The sequence below is a fragment of the Parasphingorhabdus sp. genome (assembly GCF_036964565.1).
Taxonomy (GTDB): Bacteria; Pseudomonadota; Alphaproteobacteria; order Sphingomonadales; family Sphingomonadaceae; genus Parasphingorhabdus.
The window spans coordinates 115,475-137,383 of sequence record NZ_JBALTN010000005.1 but is presented as its reverse complement, the minus strand read 5'-3'; the positions used below and the strand labels follow the sequence as shown (position 1 = coordinate 137,383).

Below are 21,909 nucleotides of genomic sequence, written 5' to 3'. Positions count from 1 at the left end.
ACGGGTTACGGCCGGCTAACCGTTTTGAGTAATTTGGAGCAAAATGTTCTCCTTGATTGGACCCAAGAAACACCGGAGTTCCAACTGGCTTTAGCCCAAGAAATGGCAGAAAAACTGGTGCGGCCAACAGAATAACAACGGGCAATCAAAATGTTGGGAAACTCCGGTCGCAATATGAGCTCATTTCGGTCTGAGAGATATCTGCAATTCGTCACTTCGATCCGGGTCCATCTGACCTTCCGATTTTAGGTTGCTCAGGTGCCTTAGCAGATCGTCTTGCCGCACCTGCCCAAAGGCTAATCGGTAAAGCGTGAGATCGTCCCGGACCTTTTGGTAACCGGCAGCCTCTCGGCTGAAGGGAGGTATAAGCGCTAGGCGTTTGACGCGGTGGCGTCCTGATAACACCCATGAAGGCGCGCGACCGTCCCGTCTGCCTTCGCTCACTGAGCCGCCGATAATTGTCGCTTCTGCTGCTTCGAACATGACCTCCCACGGATCAATCATCTGCTCACTTCTTATCGCTGGAGCTAGGGCATCAGCATGTGCTTCAGCCAAGTTCAGCCGCAGAGCGTGGCCTTTATAACGCTGAACCCGGCCCTCTCTCTGTTCCAAATCCACAGGGTTGGTGGGTATGTTCCAGTGATACACTCGATGGCAGTAAGGATGGAAGTCCAAACCTTCCTGTCCAATTGAAGTGGTGGTTAAGATAAACGGCGCAAACGGTGAGCAGAAAGCATCTTTGACGTGACCAACCCTGTTGCCGTCGTCATCTTTTTCTCCTTGAGCGTTCGCTAGGCGCATTGCGAAATAACCTCGCATTGTGAAGTTTTTTGCGCTGACGGATTCTCCATCAATGCGTTTCCGGCTCCAGTTCGCAACATTCCTTACCGTGACTGTTGAAGGCGTCACGGACAGGGCTTGCTGAACTGCTTCTGCGATCTTCCAGACGTTCACGCCGTCGTCGTCCGTGGCGTCGTTGGCTAAGATGTGAAACCACTCGTCCAATACGGATTGCAGATCGTGCTTCGTAGCAAAGCGCAGAGCCGCCATCCACGAGGGCGTGCTCTTGTCCGTCCGCTCGTCCAATATATGGGCGGCATTGATCGGCCGAGTCATAAGTCGCACTATATCGGCAGCGATTTTCGACGCGGCAGCTACTAAGTCCCCACCATCTCGGCCGGTAACACGCATCAAGGATCTGAGCGCGCAGGTCGCTGGGCTGCCCAAACAAAAATCGGTAAGAAGTTTGAGCCCGCGGTCGTTAGAGAGCCTGGCCTTATTACTTCGGGCCGAGATTAGATCGGGACGGCTTTCGGATGCGTGAGACAAGTTGTCATCCGATAGAATAGCATCCCATATCTGCTCCACTTGCCCTTTTTGATTATTCTTGCTGCGTCGTTTGGTTGGATACTCTTGCCGCAAGGTAGCGACGATGTGCCGCCTTTGCTCTTCCAGCGTATGCAGCCGATTGTCGCCGTAACACATGGCTAGTGGATCGATAAGCCGAGCCAAGGTTGGTGATGGGTATTTCAATATTTGAGTAGCAGAATCTTCGATCCCTGAAGCTTTGGCGTAGCTCTTGTAGGGCTGCTTCCTCAGTGAAGTCCGCCTTTCCGCTTCATAGCTGACGATGGCGGCGACAGTGTCTGGCACCACCTGCCACGACGAGAAGACCAGAGCCTTGCTCACCTCTTCCGGCTTCGGAAAGTAAAAATCCGCAGTATCTTCTTCCGATGATTTCTTGTTGATCCGGGAGTGGTAAGGCAGCGCTGGAGGCATCCACAATCGGCCCGCCAAAGCCGACTCGCCTGAGGCTTTACGGCTCTCACCGATATCACAGGTGATATCACCTTTATCGCTGTTATCTACGCCGTCGAATGCGTAGCGCAAAAGTGCCCGCATTCGACCATTTCTGGCCGGAATCGGTGCGTAACGCACAAGATGAGCGGGCTGGATGCTTCGCTTTGCGATCGTTCTCAACAATCTGCGAACGATCTTGGCCCTATCGCCAACCCGATCACCGTGCTGCTTCCCAGCCAATTCGTTTTCATCGCGGCATTGTTCGATTTCATCGAGCAATGCATAACCATTCATAAAATTTAGAAGATACGGAGCAGATTTCCAAAACTCAATCGGATTCCGCGATCCAGCCGCCACTGCCAGTTGTTGTAGCAACTCGGCATCGCGAATATCTTCGGTCTCCAAATTTACAGTTACGGGAATCTCTTGAATCATGGAGTCACGTTCGAGCAACGAGTCGACACGTTCCGTGCGGGCGATGCCACTTGAGAGTTTCTCTTGCACCGCAATACGCGCACTGACACCGTCGACAAAGGTATCAGGCATGCCCAGCAGCGCTGCGCGCAACCGCGTTAGTTCGGCCATCACCTCATCCACGATCTCCGGTCGATGTGAGAACAAGATCCTCAAGGTGCCTTCAAAATCCTCCTTATGTCCTTCGGGCTCTTGCTTCGCCGGTTCTGTATCCTCTCCGTAAACGACATATGCTGCGTCGCCGTCATCACCATCAGTTGCAAGGGTTAGATAGCGGTATGGCGTGGCAGACAAGAGCAGCATCCGCACATTCTCTCCTGTCTTTTCGTCGCGGAAACTCGTGAGCTTATGGACGAGCTGCGCCACTACGTTTCCCCGGTCGCTCCCGAGTAATTTAGTGAACCGCTGGAACTCGTCCATGATTATGAGGTCGGGTTCAAGAAGCCTGACAGAGGATATCGCAATGCGTAGTCGCAACTCCTTCACTAATTGGCGGACTTCTCGGTCCAGCTCAGGATCAGCTATCGACTTCCAGGGCGTTGGGTAAAGTGCTGCGACGGCGGCAAACCTGCCATGGAGGTCGCCTATAATCTCCTTCGGATCGCCCAGTCTGCCCACGGCAGTTTCGGCGTCATCCTCATCATCAGCGATATCACTATACCAATCCGTGTCACGACCTCGGACCCCACCCTTCAACATTCTCATTAGCGACTTGCCCGGAAGGCCCTGCGCATGCTCGCGCATGAAGGAATAATTGCCGTGAAAGCAATTTCTGAGAAAATAGTAGAGAAAACGCCGCTCTTCACGCTTTCCCATTGCATTGCCCATCTTAAACGACGTGTCAGGAGTAAGAGGGAAGAAGTTGACCTTGCCCGCACTGCTTTTGTCGCCGAGTTCCAAAGCCATCAGGGTCATCCGGTCCGCGCGCCTCGGTTCAACACTTGCGTCATCTGGCAGGGCTTTCCGCAGTTTACGCAGATTTTGTCGGGCGATCGCTTGATTTGAGCACAAGTAGACTATGTCTATGCTTTCCGTGCCTATCGCCTTAAGATGGGCTACAGCTTCGCGGATGACGCCTTGCGCGACCATCGTCTTTCCCAACCCAACCTCGTCGGCAACGAGGAAATGGGTGGTCGCATCATCGTCCAGGTATAGACGCCTGAAAGCGTGCTCGACTGTCGCTTCCTGAAAAGGTTTTAGATAATTGGCCTTGGTATTCATACTGGTCCTTCACCCTCATTAAGGCCTACCGGGAGGAATGGCAGGAATACCTCCCAGAAATCGGAAAGCTCACGGTGCAGCATCTTTTGTCGATCAAGCGCCGCTCTATTCTCAACGTCATCACCAACGTCCGCGATGGCCTGCCCAAACGCCGTCATCGTTCTATCAAATGCCAATAACGTCTCAGTATCTCCGAGGTTGTTGATCAGCGCTTCCATCAGGGGCATGTTCAGCGACAGACCAACGCCCCATTCGCTGGATCCGCCCGAGGAGAATCCGGTGTTTCCGCTTCCAAACGTTGGCGATTGACCAAGGGCTGCAGCAAGAGCTTCGAGCCAATCGGAAGCAGCAGGCATCTTGCGCCTCATCACCGCAGACATATGCAGGTCTTGTGGGAAGCCCGAATGCACGAGCTGAGTCGTTAAGGTCTCTTCCCCGCCTTGTGCGCGCAAGAGCCTGACCGTTACAAATGGTGACAGCTCGATTACCGGAACGGCCGCAAACTCCTGGGATTTACCTTTCTTCCAACCAGTCACATCGATAGCCGCGTCATCAGCGCCGGTCGCGGGCTTCACCGTCACGTTTATATCGCCGATGACCATCCAATCTGGAGTAGAAACGCACTCAATGCGGCATATCCAAAGGTTGGTGAGCTCATCAGGGTCGAAGCGCATTGTGAAATGGCGGTTGAGCAGTTCGTAGATGGCAAAACGCATTGTAGGATCAAACTCATCCTCTTCCTCCGACATCTCGTCTTCGGTGGAGCCCAATGGCTCAAAGCGCCTAAGTAATGAGGCGAAGCCCCTGTATCCGTTTGGGGTGTCGTGTTCATCGAAATTAGGCACCAAATGTTCTTCATCTGCCGGACTACTGAGCGTTGCGTAAATCTCGATGTTGCGACCATCTTTGGCCGGGTTCGTCGCGTTGCCCGATCCAACCGTGATCCGGGTTCGGGACGCACCGCTCTCTTCTATAAAGATTTTGGCGTGCAACTGCTCACTGCGTTCTGCGAGTGATGTATGTTGCGCTTCGGCATCAGTGGCTTCGTCGATCTCGTCGGGGCTTGCGGCTTCATCGAAAACGTAAGCACTCCAAGAATTTTCTCCTCCCGATAAGTTGTCAGGTGGCAGCCCTCCAAGTGTTCCTTGACGACTGACAAGCAAGAGGTTTCGAGCCCCGCAGGTCTCCGCATATTCGCTCAGCGTTTCCTCATCACAAAATGGCGAAATAACTGTGAGGCGGTCACAGGGTTTGGGCCGCCAGTTGGTCGACCGCCCAGGGCCGGAAAAAGTGAACCCTTCGAGCTTGAACCCTTCGGGAGCTTCCAGACGGGTCCGCTCGAGTAGCGACGCTAAGGTCTCAATAGCGGCGCTAGTCAGCGCAGCCGGTTCTCCTTCGGCACCTTGTGAAACAACGATGGGCGGTAAAGCGCGCAAAAAGTCAGCGATCGGTGCATTGCGGGACTGCGGTCGATTCACCACTTTTCCCTCGAGCATCACCATCGCATCACGCGACATTGACCGGGTCAGGTTCCGAGAAGATATAATTACGCGCACCACATCTGCGGATCGAGGTTCGGTGCCCGTGTAATGCACCACCCAAACCTTGGGATGAAAACTACGGTGCCCCCCCTTCGATTTGGGGACCAGAACTTCCCGTAGCATTGGTGCTAGAAGCGAATGGATCTCATCTTCGGCGCGCCTGCTTGATAAATGGCCCGCTTCCATAAATACAGTCATCCTTTCAACTGCATGGCGCAAGTTAAGTGCGAGCTTTGCACCCTGCGACCGAGCGTCGTCGTTTCCCTTAGTAAGCCCAAGGACCATGAGTGGGGGTATAAGGGCCGTTTCCAAATCGAGCGTAAATGTGGTGCCCACCGCCTGTTGGAAAATCATGCCTTCAGGCGGTGCCAGTAGCTGCGTGAAGAACGTTACGTTTGCAGGACCAAAGGCGGTGGCTAAGGGGTCTTCTTGGTTCATGCTACCTCGTCGGTGGTCGCGGGGAAACCTTTTGCTCGCAGATCCCTGAGAAAAGTGCGTGCAGTTGGCCATCGGAACGCTGCGGCGGTAATATCAGATGCGCCACCCCAGCGGGACAACGCACGCTGGGACGAGAAACGCTGCTGTGTCCTGCTCTTTATGCTCGCCTCACGCTTCGAGATGAGTGCAGCGGCGCCTTGTGGTTCGGTCAGGGTGACAGATAGTCCGGCCCACTCGTTCACAAACCCGATCGCTTTGTCACCAGTGCAATTTGGCAAGGAGAAGAAGCTAGGGTCTGTAACCATCCTTGCGTTTGTCTGACGATCAGTTTCAATCCATTCCAGCCAATCCTTCCGTCGACTTTCAAGCAATTCTTCATCTTCCTCGACCGTCTTCTCGGAGCCTCTTGCTTGTCTCAACCGCTTTTCCAGTAGAAGTATATTATATGCCAAGCTTGCACCCCAGGTGAGTTCGGAAAAAGCCCGTGCGCGCCGGAGAATCTCACTGTTGCGAACGTCGTCGGTTACAATGTCAGCCAGTTCTGGAAACTCACTAGTTACCCGCGCATCACCCTTGAGCAATTCGTGAAAAAGGCTGCGGCTACCCCCTTTCTCCCGCTCGGCAAGCCTTTCGGCGAGATAATCAATTTCGGTTTGCGGCAGGATGAAATTCATCGACTGCTTGAACGACGACCGCGGCCCGGTGTCAGACATGAGAGGCCAGCGTTTCCTTTCGCACGGGTCCATTGTCATCCAAGTTATTCGTGAGGGGAACAAGTTGTCTCCGATCGCTGCACTTCGCCACTGCTGGAGCAGCGTCCAATAGGACATGCTGGGCAACCTGATGAGGTCTTCTCCGGCTCGGGAACCGATTATGCCATTGCCGGCCCGCCCCTTTTCCAGCCGCCGGATCGTTTCGATCTCCTCGTTCCGACCGCGCTTGATCAGCTCAGCAGACGGTAGGCGGATCAATCGATCATAAGTCCAGCCCACGAAAATTGCATAGCGCATTCGCGTTTGGATGGTGCTCGTGCCTGGAAACATTGCGTCGGCAAAGCTATCACGGATACCGGCGAAGCCGAGTTCGTCGCGGGAACCCGGCGTCGTCAGCAGAGCGCGGGCTTCGGCAGCTTGATCATATTCCCGCTGGTCGAACCGGATCCAGCCGATTGAACTATTCATCGAAACTGACCTCAATTTTGGCCCGCCCGAGATTAGCATATTGAACATTGGAATGGCTAGGCAATATCAAGCAATCCTCTCATAATATACAATTTATAATTCTGATTTTTATAGAGATTATTTTTGGCATCTATTCAGCCTCGGTTGTCTAAGTTAATAGGACGATAGCCTATTTTTGCAAAGCGTGTTTGGTATGCTTTTAAAGTAAATCCGCGTTTTTAGGTCCGTGGGTGTCCCGAACCAGTGATTCTATAATCCACTCATCCGGCACATTTTAATGAATCACCTACGCCGCCAATGAGAGGTCTAGGGCGATGGTAAGCTGCAGGTCGTTTGCGTAACGGCTCAGCTTACGCACCTTGCTCATTTGGGATGAAATCGTGCCATCGGACTTCCCGGTTTCCTTTTAGCCATGCCTTGAATTGTTCTTCTCTCACTTGCTTCCTTCCTCTTCCACCCAAGCTAGCGTGTTTACCAACCGCAGATGATCGACAGTTTTTGCGTCTAGTTCCAACAGCTTGGGATTGGCCAAGATCAGCGCCAGCGTGCGAGCGCGGCTGATCGCGACGTTGATCCGGTTCTTGGAGTAAAAGAACTCAATATGGCGCGGCAGATCATCGGGCGTCGAGGTGGTGAGACTGACAATTACTACTTCCGCTTCCTGCCCCTGGAACCGGTCCACCGTGCCCACACGTGCAGCAGCGGGCAACGAGGCTGCGAGCGCGTTTACCTGCATATTATATGGCGCAACGATTAGAATATTGTCCCACCCTATTTTTCCGGTGCTGCCATCTCGTCTCGCAAATTTGGTGCCGAGCAATGCAGTCGCCAGTTCCTTCACGCGTTTTACTTCTGTGTCGCAGCGCTGGCCGCAACCGACATGTTCCATCGGCACAAATCGTAGACCCTGTTCAGCTAGCACAGGGTCGTGCCCCTGTTCCAGATGCAGGCGCTGCTGCCCGCAGTCAGGGTGCGCTTTCAGCCGTCCGTCGTAGACGACTTCCGATATGAAGCTACATATTTGAGGGTGCATTCGCCAACTTGTGTCGAGGAGGATACCCTTGTCCGGTGCAACGGTCGCGTCTCCCTGCAATAGATAATCCAGAACTGAAAGACCGCTTTCGCCAGGATGCGAGCCTTGTATCGGTTGCGCTAGCTGCATCTGATCGCCCACGAGGACAATGTTTTTTGCCGCCGAACCCATAGCCAAAAGATGACCAAGTGAGACCTGTCCCGCTTCATCGACAAAGAGATAATCGAACTCCTGGTCGAAATCCTTGTCAGCGAATAGCCAAGCGGTGCCGCCCACCAGATCAGGATAATAGTCGTGAACGTCACTGGCGCTTTCCACGTCGGTAATGACCCGCCCATTCAAACGTTGATCCTCGTTACCGCGCGTGCATTTCTTGACGCCGGAAAAGGAAAGCCCCGTTTCCTCGGCGATATCCTCAACCTTAGCGAGTAGATTGTTGACTGCCTTATGGCTGTTGCTTGACACGCCCACGCGCTTGCCAGCTGCGATCAGTGAGCATATCACGTGAGCGCTCGTATATGTTTTGCCAGTGCCGGGCGGCCCCTGAATAAAAAGAGTCGTGTGATCCATCGCAAGGCAGCGCAGGGTCGCTGCCTCGATCAAGCTTTCACCGTCTTGCACCAGACCGCCGCCCTGCCAGTCTCGCAGTCGAGGCTTGTTCCGTTCAATGAGATCAAGTAGCGCACGGTAAGGCTGCGCGTCGGGCAGTGCGCTAACATCCGTTGTAAGACCATCAGGGTCAACGCAGCCGTTCAGCCATTGGTCTTCGTCTATGCCGGCCCAGGCCATTGCGACCCGGCGCACCGCAGCTACTAGTATCGCGTTTGGCACTGTAGGTTCCGGGATCAAAGAGCCGTCCAGCGGCCAAAAGCCTTTTGCGCTGTTACCGCGCTTGATTTCGGTTGTCCCCGCTTCGCAATCCAGAGCGATAATTGCGCCCACTTTCTGGAGCGTGGGCGCATGAAGCACGGACGCTCCTTCGCGCAGCTTGCTGTCTTGGGGAGGGAAACGGTAACTAGCGATAGTGCTCTTTTTCTCCGCTCGCTGCCAGATACCAACATCATCCATATCTGGCATGATCGCCCCAATACACTCGCCATCTTCCACCAATTCGTCAGGCTCACGCTCGCAGCGGTCAAACATCGCCCAGAAAGCAGGCTTATCGGCGCGGCGGTGGAACTGGGTAAGATGCCCCACTAGTGCCCTGCCCTCCTCACCCTCTGGAGTATTTCCGGCATGAATCCCTTTGACTAATCGCTCCGCTCGCAGTTCCGCCTCTACGCGCGCTTCCGTCTTTTCGATCGTTACAGGAACGGCAGGACCAGAAGCTCTCCACGGAAGGTCCGGCATTCGAAGCTCGACTAGCCAATCCCGTAGCGCTTCGGTATTCTCGCAATCGACCTTATTGTATTCCAAGATACCCTGCAGGACGGCCTCATCACCGGTCATCTTCCAGCTTTTATATTCGATGATCGATTGATCCGCTTTGGTGACATCACCATCACGCGCTTCGGCAAAGAATATTTCCATCGTCTTGAGTGACAAATTGGGCTCTGATGTGCGGATAGCCTGCCGCAATACTGCATAGAGGTCGACGAAACGGCGCTGACGCAGCAAGTTGTCCAAGACTTCCTCGCGGCTGGCATGCAAAGTCGAAAGCCGGCGCAACGATGTAATCTCGTAGGGAGCATAATGATAGATATGCGCGCCTGGATTGGCTTGCAGATGCTCGGCCATCCAATCCAATGTATCTTCAAATGCTAGGCGTTCTGCCGCATGTTCATGACCCCAACGAAACCTAAAAATGGGTTTGCCGCCTTCCCTGTAATGGACTCCCCATAGATAATCGAGACCGCCTTCTTCCAGCGGATCACCTTCAAGATCGAAAAATAGATCTGCGGGATGTGGCTCGGGCAAGTTGGCAAAACCACGGGCATCTTCCAAGTCGAGCGTTTCGACTACGGGCTCGCCGCCTTGCCAACGGGCGATCTGCAACCGGGCTTGTGCTTGCAATTTTGCAAAAGTCGCAGGTGCCATGCGCGCAATTCGCGTATCGTCGGGCGAACTGGCAAGAGCAGTCGCAGTTAAAATCCCCGCATCGCGTAGCTTTTGCGCGTGCGGTTTGCCCAGTCCAGCTATGCGCGAGAGGTGATCTTCCTCCTCCCATATTGAAGCACAGTGATCGCGCCATGGGCACAATGGGCATGCAGCGCATGGTTCCGGCGACGTTTTCTCCCCTCCTTGTTCCACGAAGGCTAGGTAGCGGCGGATCGCGTTTCCCAAAACATGATCGAAATCGACCATTCGAAAGCTTTCGCGCGTCCCATTCCCGAGCTCGACATGAACGCGGTCCGGAAAACTTCCCTGCACGTTGGCGATCATCCGGGCGTAAAGACCGAGCTGAACGATGTGAGCCGCTTTAGCTGACCTGGCGAGCTTGGTATCAACTGGTTCGTAAGACCACTCGCCCAAATCTGAAGGCTTCTCCACACGGATCAAAAAATCGGCAAATCCGCTCCATTGATCTTGGAGAAACGCTGCCTGAAAGATTGCGCGCGCGCCTGATTCCATGGCCGCGCGGGTCAAATGGGCGCGAGTTTCCAGCGAGCCATCGCTGGGGACCTCCACAAGAGTTCCATCTCTCGTTAATTTCTCTCGGTAATTATCTTCATGATCCAGCCCAGCTTGTTGGACTAGCTTTCCCATCGCGTCGTCTTCCGCGCGATTTGGCGCCTTTTCCGGATCGGTCATGCGCAGCAAATCTAGAGCAGTAGCATGGGCACACCCTAGATATCGAACCAAATCAGACGGTGAGTGCACGATTATGTCGTTGTGTCGGCGCAACTGCAGACTCCCCCAAAATTCCGAAAAGTGCAGTAGTTGGAAAACTGCGTAAGTTTCAGAAACCCCAATGAATATTCGAGATCCTGACTATTGGCCCCGCGTCCTCATGCACTCTGTTTTCTAATGATGCATCACATTAAATGGCAAGTTGATGTTTCATGTATCAGAAGAGATTTTTAATTAGATGATCCTTTTGAACAATAGATATTATAAGTTCGTTTACAGCAACGTGAGCTGCTGCGGCTAAATCTGTAATCTGGCGCATTTCAGACCGGTGGCAAATGGGTGACTGTGGTCTGTCGGGTCCTGGCGCGCAGAGGATTCGAGCGATCCTTCAAATATCGCTCATCGTTCGATGCAGAACCGCAGTCGAGTTGACCCAACGCCAATATACCAACGCGGATGGCGAAATGATATGTTGGGCTTGTAAATCGCCTTTGCCATTCAAACTCGATGATGGCCGCTATTATTTCAAAAAGGTTCAACTGGATCGAAGCCTAAATAAGCGACATCATCAAAATCGCTTGGCTCTTTGTCCTAACCACGCTGCCATGTTTAAACACGCCCATGGCTCTGTCGATATGATCAGCGATTTGCTACTTGATTGTGCGGAAAACAATCTTGAGGTCATTCTCGCCGGGAATGATGAAGCAATCTATTTCACGAATACGCACCTCACTGACATTAGGGCGATTATTCATACCAATTCGACAGACGACTAACGGATTGCTTTTGAGGTTGGGACGATGAGCCAGACTATGTTCCACAGAATGCAGACTGCTGGTTACCCGTAATGGCGTGTCACCGTGCAATATCCGAACGCTATCTTGCTAACGAGAGAACATAGGGCGCAGCGTTCGAAGGCTCCTCAGGACAGGCTTAGCCGCTTGAGAACCTACGCAGATCCAATGAGAGGGTCGACGCTACCAACTCACCCATCACTAGGAGCCTTGTGGGGTTGCGTGAACAGCGCTTAACGACAATCCGATAACTGATTAACAATCGGACGAGTTCGCGCAATGCTCATCGTATTGCTTCATCTGTTCATCGACATAATCTTGGCCTTCAGACGAAAGGTTGTCATATTTATTCTCCTGTTCAGCGGTCATTCCGCTGGTAGAATTTTCACCAGGAGGACTGTAACTGGGGTCGCTATCGCTAGTAGAACCGTCACTGCATGCTGCAAGACCTGCAGAAGCCAGAACAAGCATCAATTTACGCAAATCTTCTCTCCCTGTTTGACTGCGAGCCTAATCAAGATGTGATGCTCAAGCAACGGCTTTATCGGCGTCATTTAGGCGTTGCTCTCAGTTTGCTGCCTAGGTCCAAATTCTACTGGACCACTCGGAAAATTGGTCGAAAGTTGATTCATTACGCTCGTTGGCATAGCCTCGATCCGCTGAGTTGATGTTTGGATGCTTCATTGCTGAATGTTGTAATTGATCTTACCCGCAAAACCCAAAGAATTTACTGGCTTGCTTGCCGTGAATATTCGGAAATAGAAATACAAATCAAAATGGAGTGAAGGATGCAAGATAAGTTTTGGTCTCTGATTGGGGTCCTTGTCGTAATGTTCATTGGAGCTTTAGTTTTTTCTTGGGTTCTTACGTTTGCAGGGATTGTCAGCTTGTTACTGGGAATACTCGCTGGAGCAGCGGCGCTATTTCTTTACAGGTTCATTGACACAGACCACGAAGCCAAGGACAGTTTGTTTCCTAGTTTTATATTGGCCGCGGGCATATTTTTAGCATGCGTAAGTATCATACCGATGTTACCGATATCAGATTACTGCAGGCATCAATATGCTGAAACACATACCTACAATGCCCACACAAACCAAACCTACATTGGATTTGGATCTATCGAAAATCTTTGTGAGAACAACGGTCACTTTATATATGAAATTGAAAATAAACCGATATCCCTAGCCATCCGTTTGGGACTCTTCTTAGGAGCGGTTGTATTGATTCTCTCTTCGCTAAGGGATACTTTTTCGTCGGCAGAGAAATTTCATTCTCGACGAAACAATATCAATAGACTGAAGGCGCAGAAGAAATGGGCTAATCGTGAGCCTCATCGCTGCTTAGCTGGAACATCCAGAATACAAGGCCGTGGACTTACGGTCAAAGGGAGTTACCGTCGATGCAAGAACAAAAGAACCGCTGGTCGATATTGCAAACTTCATGCCGAAAAGTTTGACGAAGTCGATTAGTGCTCTCTCAAGACATTTCATGAATAGGTCCGACGAACAGAACCACTCTAGTCGTCCCGTTGGTTTTAATAGCGAAGCGCTTCGCGCTGGTCTGCTCAGACTGGTTAGACAGATAACCCAAGAAACCGCAGATTGGTGAGCTCGACGGAATAATAGCGGGTATTCAAATCATTGGGTAATTTTAGTGCGTCTTGTAAAATAACGAAGGCGATGTCGCATCCTTGCCCTGACTTTAGTTCAAAATATGAACTTTCACGTCGGGACCAATCGCGGTTTTTCGTCGTGCTGGTTGCCTAGTGTGTTACAGGTGGCATCCTGCCGCTCGACCCGCGGCAAAAACCTTTCCCACTTGCTCAAATTCTCAACAGGATATGCTGCAAATTGCGTCAATTCTGGACGGAAAATCCTAAGCGCGGGAAATGAACAACGACCTTACCTACCCGGGGATCTTCGCGGCTGATCGACACATGATGTTCGGACGGGCCGACAAATAGCCGGCAACTTTTCGAGCAGCGCGAATATTGCTCATCAGAGAACGCGCTGGTTCTACCGCCAAATGAGACTGGGAAGGCAAATCCATACGGACATGCGAGAGGTTATTCAAGCTTAGCAACGTGCCGGAATGCTTGTCTCCTAACACCTCGCGTTTGAGGCGCAGTGCTTCTGCATCAAGCGGTTCGGCCTCGCTGGCGCGGCCTAGGTCGCTGACGCTACGCAGTTTCTTAAAAGAGACCGACATCAAAATAATTGCCAGAATTATCGCCAATAAAATAATTGCATATTGCCAGAAATATATCCAAGTTGTCCGTGAGGTGCAGGCAGGTCGACCGCTACAAGGGGGCATCACAAACCAACAGGATGTCACCTTCGCTATGCACTATCTTAATCCAACGCTGAACCCTCCCGGCCTCAGCCGCCACGCCAAGACGCAAATGCAGCGCCGTTGCATCCCAGAAGCTGCAGTCGAACTCATATTGGACTTCGCCAATGCAACACCGTCAGGCAGCGGAACTTTGCGGTATCGCTTCGACAAGCGCTCTTGGGCGGCAGCTGACAAGTTGCTCGGCTCACAGGCGCGTGCGTTCGAAAAATTTCGTAATGCCTATGTCATCGAAGCGAGCAACGGCACGGTGGTCACCGTCGCCTGGTTGCATTGAGGAAAACCGGAATGAAAAACGTGATTGATGCTTCGAGCCTATTCGAAAAATCTAATAATGCGAACGCTAAGCCATCGGTAATGGACGAGCTGCGCCAGTCTCCACGAACCGATCGCGATGACGCAATTCTTATCGCCAAGCGCCTTGGTGAGATTGCCGAGAAGCTGTCACCACAGCAGCCAAAGGCCGTTGCCCACAAATGGTTTGATGCATTGTGGAACGGCGACCGTTGGGAGAAGCGCAAACGCTATGTTCTGTTCCATGGCGAAACGGCCCCCGATCCCGTCGCCAGCAATGGTGCTGACTGGGCCGCTCTCATCGAGCACGCCGCAAAGAGCCTTTTCCCGGACGAAAGCAACACCTCGGAAAAAGAACGCGCACGAAGTTGCCGTGACGTCTTGCGCGGGACCACATATCTTCCAGCACTCAGCACTGCCCCTCTGCGGTCAGAAAGTGCGCAAACTCTCTTGGTTACCCTTACCGCCAAAATTTGCGACGCCATCGAAGCTCAAACCGATATTGGGGAGCTGTGGGAAGCGATGGATCAGGCACCATTTGCCATCCACTCCTACGATTTTGTGAAGCCGACTTACGACGACGAGGATTCTGTCGACCCCTTCGACGCCACTCTCCGCCTCCATGACCGCTATGACGGGGATGCCTACTCCAAAGGACCGTTAGGCGAAGCTTCACGCAAGGCTGGGGAAGTTTCGGGCTTTCTATATAGGCAAAGAAGCGATCAAAGCTACCGCTTCGAGCCCAGCACTCGAAATGCCGACGAGAGTTGGCAATTCCCCACAATCTCCCTTGGCCTTGCTGGATATCGGCACGAGAGCCGCATTTTTGTCATTCCCCACGACTTCTTGGACGATCTCCCGTTCGGCCGAGAACGATATGAGGATGGCGAAACGGAAGATGACGAGCTCATTTACGAATGGCTCGTTATGAAAAACGTCTCGCCAGACGATCGTAAAGCAAAGTTGCCGGAGGTCACATATTCTGAATACCATGGCTTTGGATGGAAGCCATTTACGTATGATGTCCCGAGACCCGTTTGGTTGAAAGTCAAACCTCGTCCGGACAGCGGAGCTGGTCTCTGGCTAACTGCCCCAGCGGAAGATATGGGGATTTGCTATCCAGTGCTTTCGGGGTTGGACGCATTGGCTATTCAAGCCCGCATGCGGCCTTTCCGCTGGCACAGCTTCATACCACAACGCTATAATCTCCACTACGATTATCTACGATGGCCCGACTATACTCCCGAGTTCATGACTGGCGCTGACTTGCCTTTAGGCGCTGCCTCAGGCTTGCTCGAAGAACCTTACCATGAGATGATAGATATCGAAGGATGGCTGGACGATCTCGACAACGGCGAGTTGCAGGAGTTCCTGTTCCGCCTTGCTCCAAGGTCTCGATTTTGCCCGTCGATCGTGCTTGACGAAGAGCTCCCTCCACCATGCCGATCGGGCACCATTGCTGCCGCGATTTTCTCGAACGCCGGCAGCGCGCGCGATGAGCGCATGGCGATGCAGCTGATTTCACAAGCCGGTGTGATTGCTGCAAATGGCCTCGATTTTCATGCAGCACTTCTAGCATCCAATCGTGCACTGATCGATGCAATGATCCCGGTCTAATCATACTGAATGAGCGACTTCTGTTACTGAACAGAAATGATGGGTTGTTGCGATCTAACAGTCTGTAAGGGCAAATCCGCTTTCGGAAGCGAGGCACACGCTCCCGAGAGTCTGAAATTGAGCGTGAAACAAATGGGGTGCCGGAATTACTATATAGAAAAATTTGCTCTAGCAGCAACGTGGCGCGCGATAGTGCAGATCGCTGCGGACTGTTACTGCCTCGCGAAGGAGCCCAAATTTGGCTTTAATTGTCCGTATCATTGGAGCGTTTTGCAACCGCTCGTCAGCATATAGGATGAACCGCTTGGACTTAAGATCGTATAATATCCTTCCTCGCGGATGATCGTCATATTCGCTCGATAAAATGTCGACTGGTAAGTTATGGGCGTGCAGCCAATTCTCCCCAGCATCCTGCCACCTCTCCCAGTAATTTGCGTGCCCTCCGGGATAATCAACCCAATCGGCTGCGTGATCACCGCTTTCCAGTGTGCATCCTGTCGCAACTAAATTGGATTTAATCATCCAGAATATACCTATGTGGGGTGCGCGAATTTCGTTGATAAAATTCTCCTTTCTATCTTGGGATCACCTTCTCAATAACATTCGATGGCGTCAAATTTGGACATAGAAAAAATTGAACGTCATATAATTGGTCGGCAACTGTTAAACTGGCCTGTTCTAAACTACGCCCGTTTATGTCGTAGATAATCGCTATCTCTTGAGCTCACGCAGGAGAATAATATGAAAAAATCGCTTCATCCCAGTTGTAAAACATCCACAAGATTTGGCATTTTCAGCAATGCTTTAACCGATCCTTTTGACGAAATTGAATATCGTCGACTGGGGTTCGCTATGTCGAATATCAGCACCACTTTGACTCGACTGCCCCTGGATCCGTTACGTGAGTTATTTGCCACGATTGCGGCCCAAATTGACCTCAAGCTACCAAAGTTTACTGGCTCTGCCGATAACAAGAAGGAAGTGACAGACTGGCTGTTACAATCTTGCGAACTGTTCCGGTTTGCAGGACAAAATGGCAAAAACGCTCTCGACAGGCGCATCAGGTTTGTCGCCGATTTATTAAAACTCAGTCCAGTAGAGCATGATATCGTAGCTGTCGCAGCGCGCCGGCTACTATTTGGCGAATGGGGGGCTATTTTCTCAGCTCTGGACTTTGACCGGCACCTAACCAGGACGGAAATGCAAATATCGCTGCTAACCGGGCATCCGAAACAAACGGTGATAGCAGCTCTGCTGCCGCGGAATAAACTTTTTAGAGTGGGATTAATAACGGACGTCAGGCACGGAGACCTTGACCTGGCAGAATGGGCGCAGAGACTTTTCCGTGAAGATATCGGCACGCGAGCTGAGATGGAAAAATCATTGATCCCGCCGGAACGAAAAACAATATTACACACCAATGATTTTCCCGCTCTCTCGGACAAAATAGACAATGCCTCAAAACTGATTGATCATTCATTGGATAGCGGTCATGCGTGCAATATCTTACTCTACGGCGCGCCCGGAACCGGGAAGACAGAATTTGCAAAATTATTGGCTCAGGCTGTGAATGCGAAATCCGTGTTCATCGGAATGTCGGATGAATACGGAGGTGAGCCCTCACCAAAGGAACGTATCAATCATCTTCAATTAATCCGGCGCTTAACTCAAACGCAGCAGCGAAATGTTCTAATCATCGATGAGGCTGAAGACTTATTTGCCGCAAGAATATTGGACCACCGATCAAAATTATGGCTCAACCACATGGTCGAGGAAGGTCGGGGAGCGCATATCTGGATAGTAAATAATGCCCGCGAATTAGGAGAAGTTATTGTCAGGCGAATGGATATGGCGATCCACTTTGATCACCTCGATCGCGGCGCAAGAAAGAAATTGATAAATAAGCTTATTGTTGCAGAACCAAAACTAGATAATGTTTCTGAAATGGCATCACAATTGTCGGCAATCCCGGCAACGCCGGCAATATACAAAGCAGCAATCAGGTCCGCTGCAAGAGTTGGTGGAAATTCCGATCTGGTATCGGGATTAGTTGAAGATATGGTTCGGGCAACTGGCCGGCAGCCAGATACCGAGATCATTCTGCAAGCTGGGGATTTTGATCCTGCATTGTCCAGGACGGATACCAATCTTGAGGAACTTGCGGATCAGTTGCATGATTTGGAGACAAATCGTTCATCCTCTCGTTTACGCCGGGGAGAAGGATGGAGCATACTTTTGTCAGGTCCTTCTGGCACTGGAAAATCTGCTTATGCGGCATATCTTGCCGAAAGACTGGGCCTTGATCTCATCGCTGTTACCGGCGCTGACTTATTAGGCTCTTACGTAGGACAAACAGAACAGCATATCACAGACACGTTTCGCGGAGCAGCGAAGCGGCCCGTGTTGTTGTTGATTGATGAGGTCGACGGATTTTTAGGCGATCGTAGGGAAACGCAGCATAACTGGGAATTGTCCATGGTAAACGCGATGCTGACAGAAATGGAAAAAGAACAAACACGTTTTATTGCCACCACCAATCTTAGCGATCGATTAGACCCGGCGAGTGCGCGCCGCTTTTCATTGCATATACGCTATCTGACCATGACCAAAGAACAGTCGAAATTACTATTCGAAAAATGCTTTGGCATCGTTGCGCCTCCTTCACTAGCTTACGCCGATGGCTTGACGCCGGGCGATTTTGCGCAGGCGAAAAGGCGGTTACGCTTTACACCCGATATTTCGCCTCAAACTTTGGTGCACTGGTTGAGCGCCGCAAGTGAAGCGCGGGGAAACAAAGGCGTTATGGGATTTGCTAGCGCCGTCTAATCATTGGCTTCAAATGAACATTTTTTATAATCATCACTAGCGATAAAATAATAGCCAGCGAAAATGGGGAATTATATTTATGATCAAAATAACTTCAGCTCTTGATGCCTTGGATGATGAGATGTTGGATCGCTCAGGTTCTGTTTTCTACAGTTCTCGGCCAGCATTTTCAGGTAAACGCCAAATATATCTTTTAGGCCTTAATCCAGGCGGAGATCCGATAACTCATAACGATGACACCGTTGGTAAGCGAATCAACGAATGGAAAGACCGGACAGAGCCGTATTCGTCTTATATAAATGAAAACTGGAGCGAGGCATCAGACCAACCCAATGCGACGCAGCTAAGGATTCAACATCTTTTTAAACAGCTGAACAGGGACCTACTGCTGACGCCGGCGAGCAACGTAATTTTTGCGCGCACTCGCAGCGAGGATGACCTCATATCGGAAAAAGCATCATTGCTGGATATTTGCTGGCCGGTGCATCAGGCCGTTATTGAATCTCTGGAAATTGATATGATCATCTGTCTTGGTAAAACAGCAGGCAACTGGGTGAGAGAAAAAACGGGTGCTCATAATTGTATCGCTGAGTTTAAAGAGTGCTATGAGAAACGGAGTTGGACAAGCACCGCTCACAGCGCAGAAAGCGGAAAAATTATAGTAACTTTGACCCACCCAAGCAGAGCAAATTGGACCAACACCTGCGCCGATCCCAGTCCTATGGTAAAGCCACTGCTGGATATGTTGCAGATATCATGATGACCTCCGCACTTCATTATGGCCTCGTAATCCGGACCTACCTAATTAGCGAATGCGCCTTATTTAGCCGTTCCGCCATCATTTCGCGCAGTTGAACCGGTGTTTCAATAACAAGCTCTCCGGCCCAGCTGAATAGGTGGTCTGAGAGTTCTCGCAAGCCGCCGCACGAAAAACTAATGCGAATGGATCCGTCATCCAGTTCCTCTTGTTCCTGCTTAGGGTGAAATCGCCACTGACGTGCCCGTTCCGCTGAACCGGGCAAGACACGTAACGAAATATCATGTGATGCGTCCCGCCAAATACCAAAGCTGCCTGCAGTCCATTCGTCGAGGTCTGTCCGTCGTCAGATAATTTGAGACATATGCCGGTTTAAAATAGGCGAGTATTTGGTTCCATCTGGTTGGTTGATATTAGGCGGCTTGTCTGCGGTATTGCAAGCGCCGATGTTCGATGGTTTTTCGTTTGATCCTTTCTCGCTGTTTGATGATGGATTCCGCTCTGCCAAAGTAGGCATCGGCGGGTGTGACGTTTTTCAGGCTTTCGTGATAACGCTGGTGGTTATAGTGCTCGACGAACGCCTCGACCTGCGCTTCGAGATCGCCGGGCAGATAATAATTTTCGAGCAGGATGCGGTTTTTGAGGGTCTGGTGCCAACGCTCGATCTTGCCCTGGGTTTGCGGATGGAACGGTGCACCGCGAACGTGGCGCATCTTCTTGTCGGCCAGATAATCAGCGAGCTCTCCAGCAACATAGCTGGGCCCATTGTCCGATAGCAGACGCGGTTTATGCAACACATGCGCCGACGCACAGCCTGATGCCTCAAGAGCCAGCTCCAGCGTATCGGTGACATCTTCTGCGCGCATGGTCGTGCACAGCTTCCAGCTGATAATATAGCGGCTGTAATCATCGAGGATCGTCGACAGATAATACCAGCCCCAGCCAATGATCTTGAGGTAGGTAAAATCAGTCTGCCACAGCTGGTTGGGCGCCGTGGTCTTGTCCTTGAACTCGCTGGCGGCTTTCATGACGATGAAGTTCGGGCTGGTGATCAGGTCATGGGCCTTGAGCAGGCGGTAAACACTGGCTTCCGACACGAAGTAGCGCTGTTCATCAGTAAATGTCACAGCCAGCTCTCGCGGGCTCAGCTCGCAGCGTTCCAGCGCCATATCCAGGATCTTGTCCTGCACCTCCTCCGGGATCCGGTTCCATGCCCGGCGCGGACCGGGACACCGGTCTTCCAGCGCCTCTTCGCCGAACCGCTGGTACAGATCATACCAGCGGTAGAAGGTAGGCCGGGCGATGCCCAGCCTGTCGAGCGTCTGCTTGGCAGGCAGATGTGACCGCTCGACGATGCGGATGATCTCCAGCTTTTCGGATGCGGGATACCTCATTCGTCGTCGCCCCCATCCCCGATCATGCTTTTTTTCAGCAGGCGCATCTCGAGCATCTGTTCAGCGACGACCTCCTTCAGATCGCGGGCTTCCTTCCGAAGATCACGGACCTCGTCGCTATTGGCAGCGCGCGCCGTATCGCCAGCGAGCCTGCGCTTGCCGGCTTCCATAAAATCCTTCGACCATTTGTAATACACGCCCTGCGCAATACCTTCGCGGCGGCATAGCTCGGCAATGCTATCCTCGCCGCGCAGACCTTCCAGCACGATCCGTATCTTTTCTTCCGCGCTATATTGTTTGCGCGTTGCTCTGCGGATGTCTTTCACCACCCGCTCCGCGGGGGCTTTTGAGTGTTTTGCTTTCATCTTCGTTCCTTACAGTCACTGCGATGAAACCAAAACACTCACTTATTTTATGCAGCCAGTCTGTCTATTGAATGCTGACGGCGGACATGTTAACCCTTCAACGCTATCTGCAAGCGCGCGAACCAGCGTAAGCATCCGGTCCATTGGTCCTTTCCTGCTTTCTGCCATGGTTTAAGTGTTCTCACCTATAAATTTTCGTTAGATAGCTGCTATCGCTCATGCGTCTACTACCACAGTCGCCGCGGGCATTGCTCAAACGCAGAGATTGTAGATTTGGAAAAGGCGAATTGTCGGCGAGTCATTTTGTGCCTTGCTTAGGCGCAATTTGGTCGATCAGTTCTGTGAACTTCCCCGCCGCAGTTTGGAAATCGTCATAAGCAATGCCCTGATTTTTATTGTCATCGATTGCATCCATTCCCGGCACACACAGTTGTATCGGAACCCGTTCAGGTAGCAATTGCGAAACACTGGAAACGAACCATTTATGAGCTTCAAGAGGCTGCTCCTTAGCAAGTATCAATCCTAATCCAACTGTATGTTCGCCAATTCCATAGGAAATGTATCGATCTACCAAGACTTTCCCGCTTACCTGATGACCGCCAACCTTAGACGCTCCCTTCTTACCCAAAAGGTTACGTGCCCTGTATCCTTTTACCCCACCGGATGCAGCTTTTGCTGTCTCTTGGGAAAGATCATATTTTGCTTTTAGATTGGTTGCAAGTGAGACCAGTTGACCATCACCCTCTGCCTCGAGAATGCGTATGTCGTCGGACTTGCCTGACCTTTTGCCTCCTTTGCGGATTTTCATCGCGGCTAATCGAGTATCGCACCGCGCGACGATGTCATCGCGACCTTCGGTCTGAGCATTGGTTCTCACGTTTTGTAATTTTCGCGAATCGAGATTGTCTAATTTTTCGTCAGTCCAATAATCTTTAGTTGCTTTTGGTCGACTATCCGTCATTCCTCTGTCCTTTTGGCTGCTTCATCATTCTTATTGGTGATTTTTTCGTAACAATCACCATTTAAAAAATT

General features: G+C 51.6%; 15 protein-coding genes. 6 read left to right on the top strand and 9 right to left on the bottom strand.

The genetic code is table 11. The features are described from left to right. Nucleotides 1–180: 180 nt before the first annotated feature. The 4 genes from V7650_RS08525 to V7650_RS08510 all read right to left on the bottom strand — a co-directional run bounded on the left by V7650_RS08525 (nucleotide 181) and on the right by V7650_RS08510 (nucleotide 10,508). Nucleotides 181–3,495 carry a hypothetical protein gene (locus V7650_RS08525; RefSeq protein ID WP_335655807.1) on the bottom strand — a complete coding sequence of 1,105 codons (3,315 nt, stop codon included), beginning with the start codon at nucleotides 3,493–3,495 and terminating at the stop codon, nucleotides 181–183. Further along, nucleotides 3,492–5,474, bottom strand: a complete 1,983-nt coding sequence (locus V7650_RS08520) for a phospholipase D family protein (RefSeq protein WP_335655806.1) — start codon at nucleotides 5,472–5,474, stop codon at nucleotides 3,492–3,494. The genes V7650_RS08525 and V7650_RS08520 overlap by 4 nt, the downstream gene beginning before the upstream one ends. Then, a complete protein-coding gene (locus tag V7650_RS08515) occupies nucleotides 5,471–6,655 on the bottom strand; it encodes a DUF6361 family protein (protein ID WP_335655805.1) in 1,185 nt (394 codons plus the stop codon). Before V7650_RS08515 ends, V7650_RS08520 begins: the two co-directional genes overlap by 4 nt. A gap of 433 nt (nucleotides 6,656–7,088) precedes the next feature. Next, nucleotides 7,089–10,508 (bottom strand): TM0106 family RecB-like putative nuclease, encoded by a 3,420-nt coding sequence (locus V7650_RS08510; RefSeq protein WP_335655993.1) that lies wholly within the window; start codon nucleotides 10,506–10,508, stop codon nucleotides 7,089–7,091. A 398-nt stretch (nucleotides 10,509–10,906) separates the two neighbouring features. Between V7650_RS08510 and V7650_RS08505 the strand changes: the two genes are divergently transcribed. Further along, nucleotides 10,907–11,254: a hypothetical protein gene (locus V7650_RS08505; protein ID WP_335655804.1), complete on the top strand. Its 348-nt coding sequence runs from the start codon at nucleotides 10,907–10,909 to the stop codon at nucleotides 11,252–11,254. 273 nt (nucleotides 11,255–11,527) lie between these two features. On the opposite strand, the gene V7650_RS08500 is transcribed toward V7650_RS08505, so the two are convergent. After that, nucleotides 11,528–11,755 (bottom strand): hypothetical protein, encoded by a 228-nt coding sequence (locus V7650_RS08500; protein ID WP_335655803.1) that lies wholly within the window; start codon nucleotides 11,753–11,755, stop codon nucleotides 11,528–11,530. Nucleotides 11,756–12,060: 305 nt separating this feature from the next. Here V7650_RS08500 and V7650_RS08495 point away from each other — a divergent pair, with 305 nt between their 5' ends. Next, nucleotides 12,061–12,744, top strand: a complete 684-nt coding sequence (locus tag V7650_RS08495) for a SoxR reducing system RseC family protein (protein ID WP_335655802.1) — start codon at nucleotides 12,061–12,063, stop codon at nucleotides 12,742–12,744. Nucleotides 12,745–13,180: 436 nt separating this feature from the next. Here the strand turns inward: V7650_RS08495 and V7650_RS08490 are convergent, their stop codons facing one another. After that, a complete protein-coding gene (locus V7650_RS08490) occupies nucleotides 13,181–13,510 on the bottom strand; it encodes a tetratricopeptide repeat protein (protein ID WP_335655801.1) in 330 nt (109 codons plus the stop codon). A 106-nt stretch (nucleotides 13,511–13,616) separates the two neighbouring features. On the opposite strand from V7650_RS08490, the gene V7650_RS08485 reads away from it, so the two are divergent. From V7650_RS08485 to V7650_RS08470, 4 genes are all read left to right on the top strand, one after another. Continuing rightward, the gene (locus tag V7650_RS08485; protein ID WP_335655800.1) at nucleotides 13,617–13,901 is read left to right on the top strand and encodes a DUF4258 domain-containing protein; all 285 of its coding nucleotides are present in this window, start codon (nucleotides 13,617–13,619) and stop codon (nucleotides 13,899–13,901) included. An 11-nt stretch (nucleotides 13,902–13,912) separates the two neighbouring features. Then, nucleotides 13,913–15,535, top strand: a complete 1,623-nt coding sequence (locus V7650_RS08480) for a hypothetical protein (RefSeq protein ID WP_335655799.1) — start codon at nucleotides 13,913–13,915, stop codon at nucleotides 15,533–15,535. A gap of 741 nt (nucleotides 15,536–16,276) precedes the next feature. Continuing rightward, entirely contained in the window at nucleotides 16,277–18,361 is a 2,085-nt protein-coding gene (locus V7650_RS08475) for an AAA family ATPase (RefSeq protein ID WP_335655798.1), read from the top strand. A 79-nt stretch (nucleotides 18,362–18,440) separates the two neighbouring features. Then, nucleotides 18,441–19,121, top strand: coding sequence for a hypothetical protein (locus V7650_RS08470; protein WP_335655797.1), 681 nt, complete (start codon nucleotides 18,441–18,443; stop codon nucleotides 19,119–19,121). 37 nt (nucleotides 19,122–19,158) lie between these two features. Here the strand turns inward: V7650_RS08470 and V7650_RS18210 are convergent, their stop codons facing one another. From V7650_RS18210 to V7650_RS08460, 3 genes are all read right to left on the bottom strand, one after another. Next, nucleotides 19,159–19,398, bottom strand: coding sequence for a WYL domain-containing protein (locus V7650_RS18210; protein WP_442955278.1), 240 nt, complete (start codon nucleotides 19,396–19,398; stop codon nucleotides 19,159–19,161). Between the two features lie 133 nt (nucleotides 19,399–19,531). Next, nucleotides 19,532–20,877, bottom strand: a protein-coding gene (locus tag V7650_RS08465) for an IS3 family transposase (RefSeq protein ID WP_335655796.1) whose coding sequence is annotated in 2 segments (ribosomal slippage) — nucleotides 19,532–20,547 and nucleotides 20,547–20,877 — 1,347 coding nt in all. Because the reading frame shifts where the segments join, the coding sequence is not laid out codon by codon here. Nucleotides 20,878–21,175: 298 nt separating this feature from the next. Next, nucleotides 21,176–21,838: a hypothetical protein gene (locus tag V7650_RS08460; protein WP_335655795.1), complete on the bottom strand. Its 663-nt coding sequence runs from the start codon at nucleotides 21,836–21,838 to the stop codon at nucleotides 21,176–21,178. Between the last annotated feature and the right edge of the window lie 71 nt (nucleotides 21,839–21,909).

Coding starts and splice junctions, on each gene's coding strand:
- V7650_RS08525 (WP_335655807.1), bottom strand. CDS start 3,495: ATGAATACCAAGGCCAATTATCTAAAACCTTTTCAGGAAGCGACAGTC.
- V7650_RS08520 (WP_335655806.1), bottom strand. CDS start 5,474: ATGAACCAAGAAGACCCCTTAGCCACCGCCTTTGGTCCTGCAAACGTA.
- V7650_RS08515 (WP_335655805.1), bottom strand. CDS start 6,655: ATGAATAGTTCAATCGGCTGGATCCGGTTCGACCAGCGGGAATATGAT.
- V7650_RS08495 (WP_335655802.1), top strand. CDS start 12,061: ATGCAAGATAAGTTTTGGTCTCTGATTGGGGTCCTTGTCGTAATGTTC.
- V7650_RS08485 (WP_335655800.1), top strand. CDS start 13,617: ATGCACTATCTTAATCCAACGCTGAACCCTCCCGGCCTCAGCCGCCAC.
- V7650_RS08480 (WP_335655799.1), top strand. CDS start 13,913: ATGAAAAACGTGATTGATGCTTCGAGCCTATTCGAAAAATCTAATAAT.
- V7650_RS08475 (WP_335655798.1), top strand. CDS start 16,277: ATGAAAAAATCGCTTCATCCCAGTTGTAAAACATCCACAAGATTTGGC.
- V7650_RS08470 (WP_335655797.1), top strand. CDS start 18,441: ATGATCAAAATAACTTCAGCTCTTGATGCCTTGGATGATGAGATGTTG.
- V7650_RS08460 (WP_335655795.1), bottom strand. CDS start 21,838: ATGACGGATAGTCGACCAAAAGCAACTAAAGATTATTGGACTGACGAA.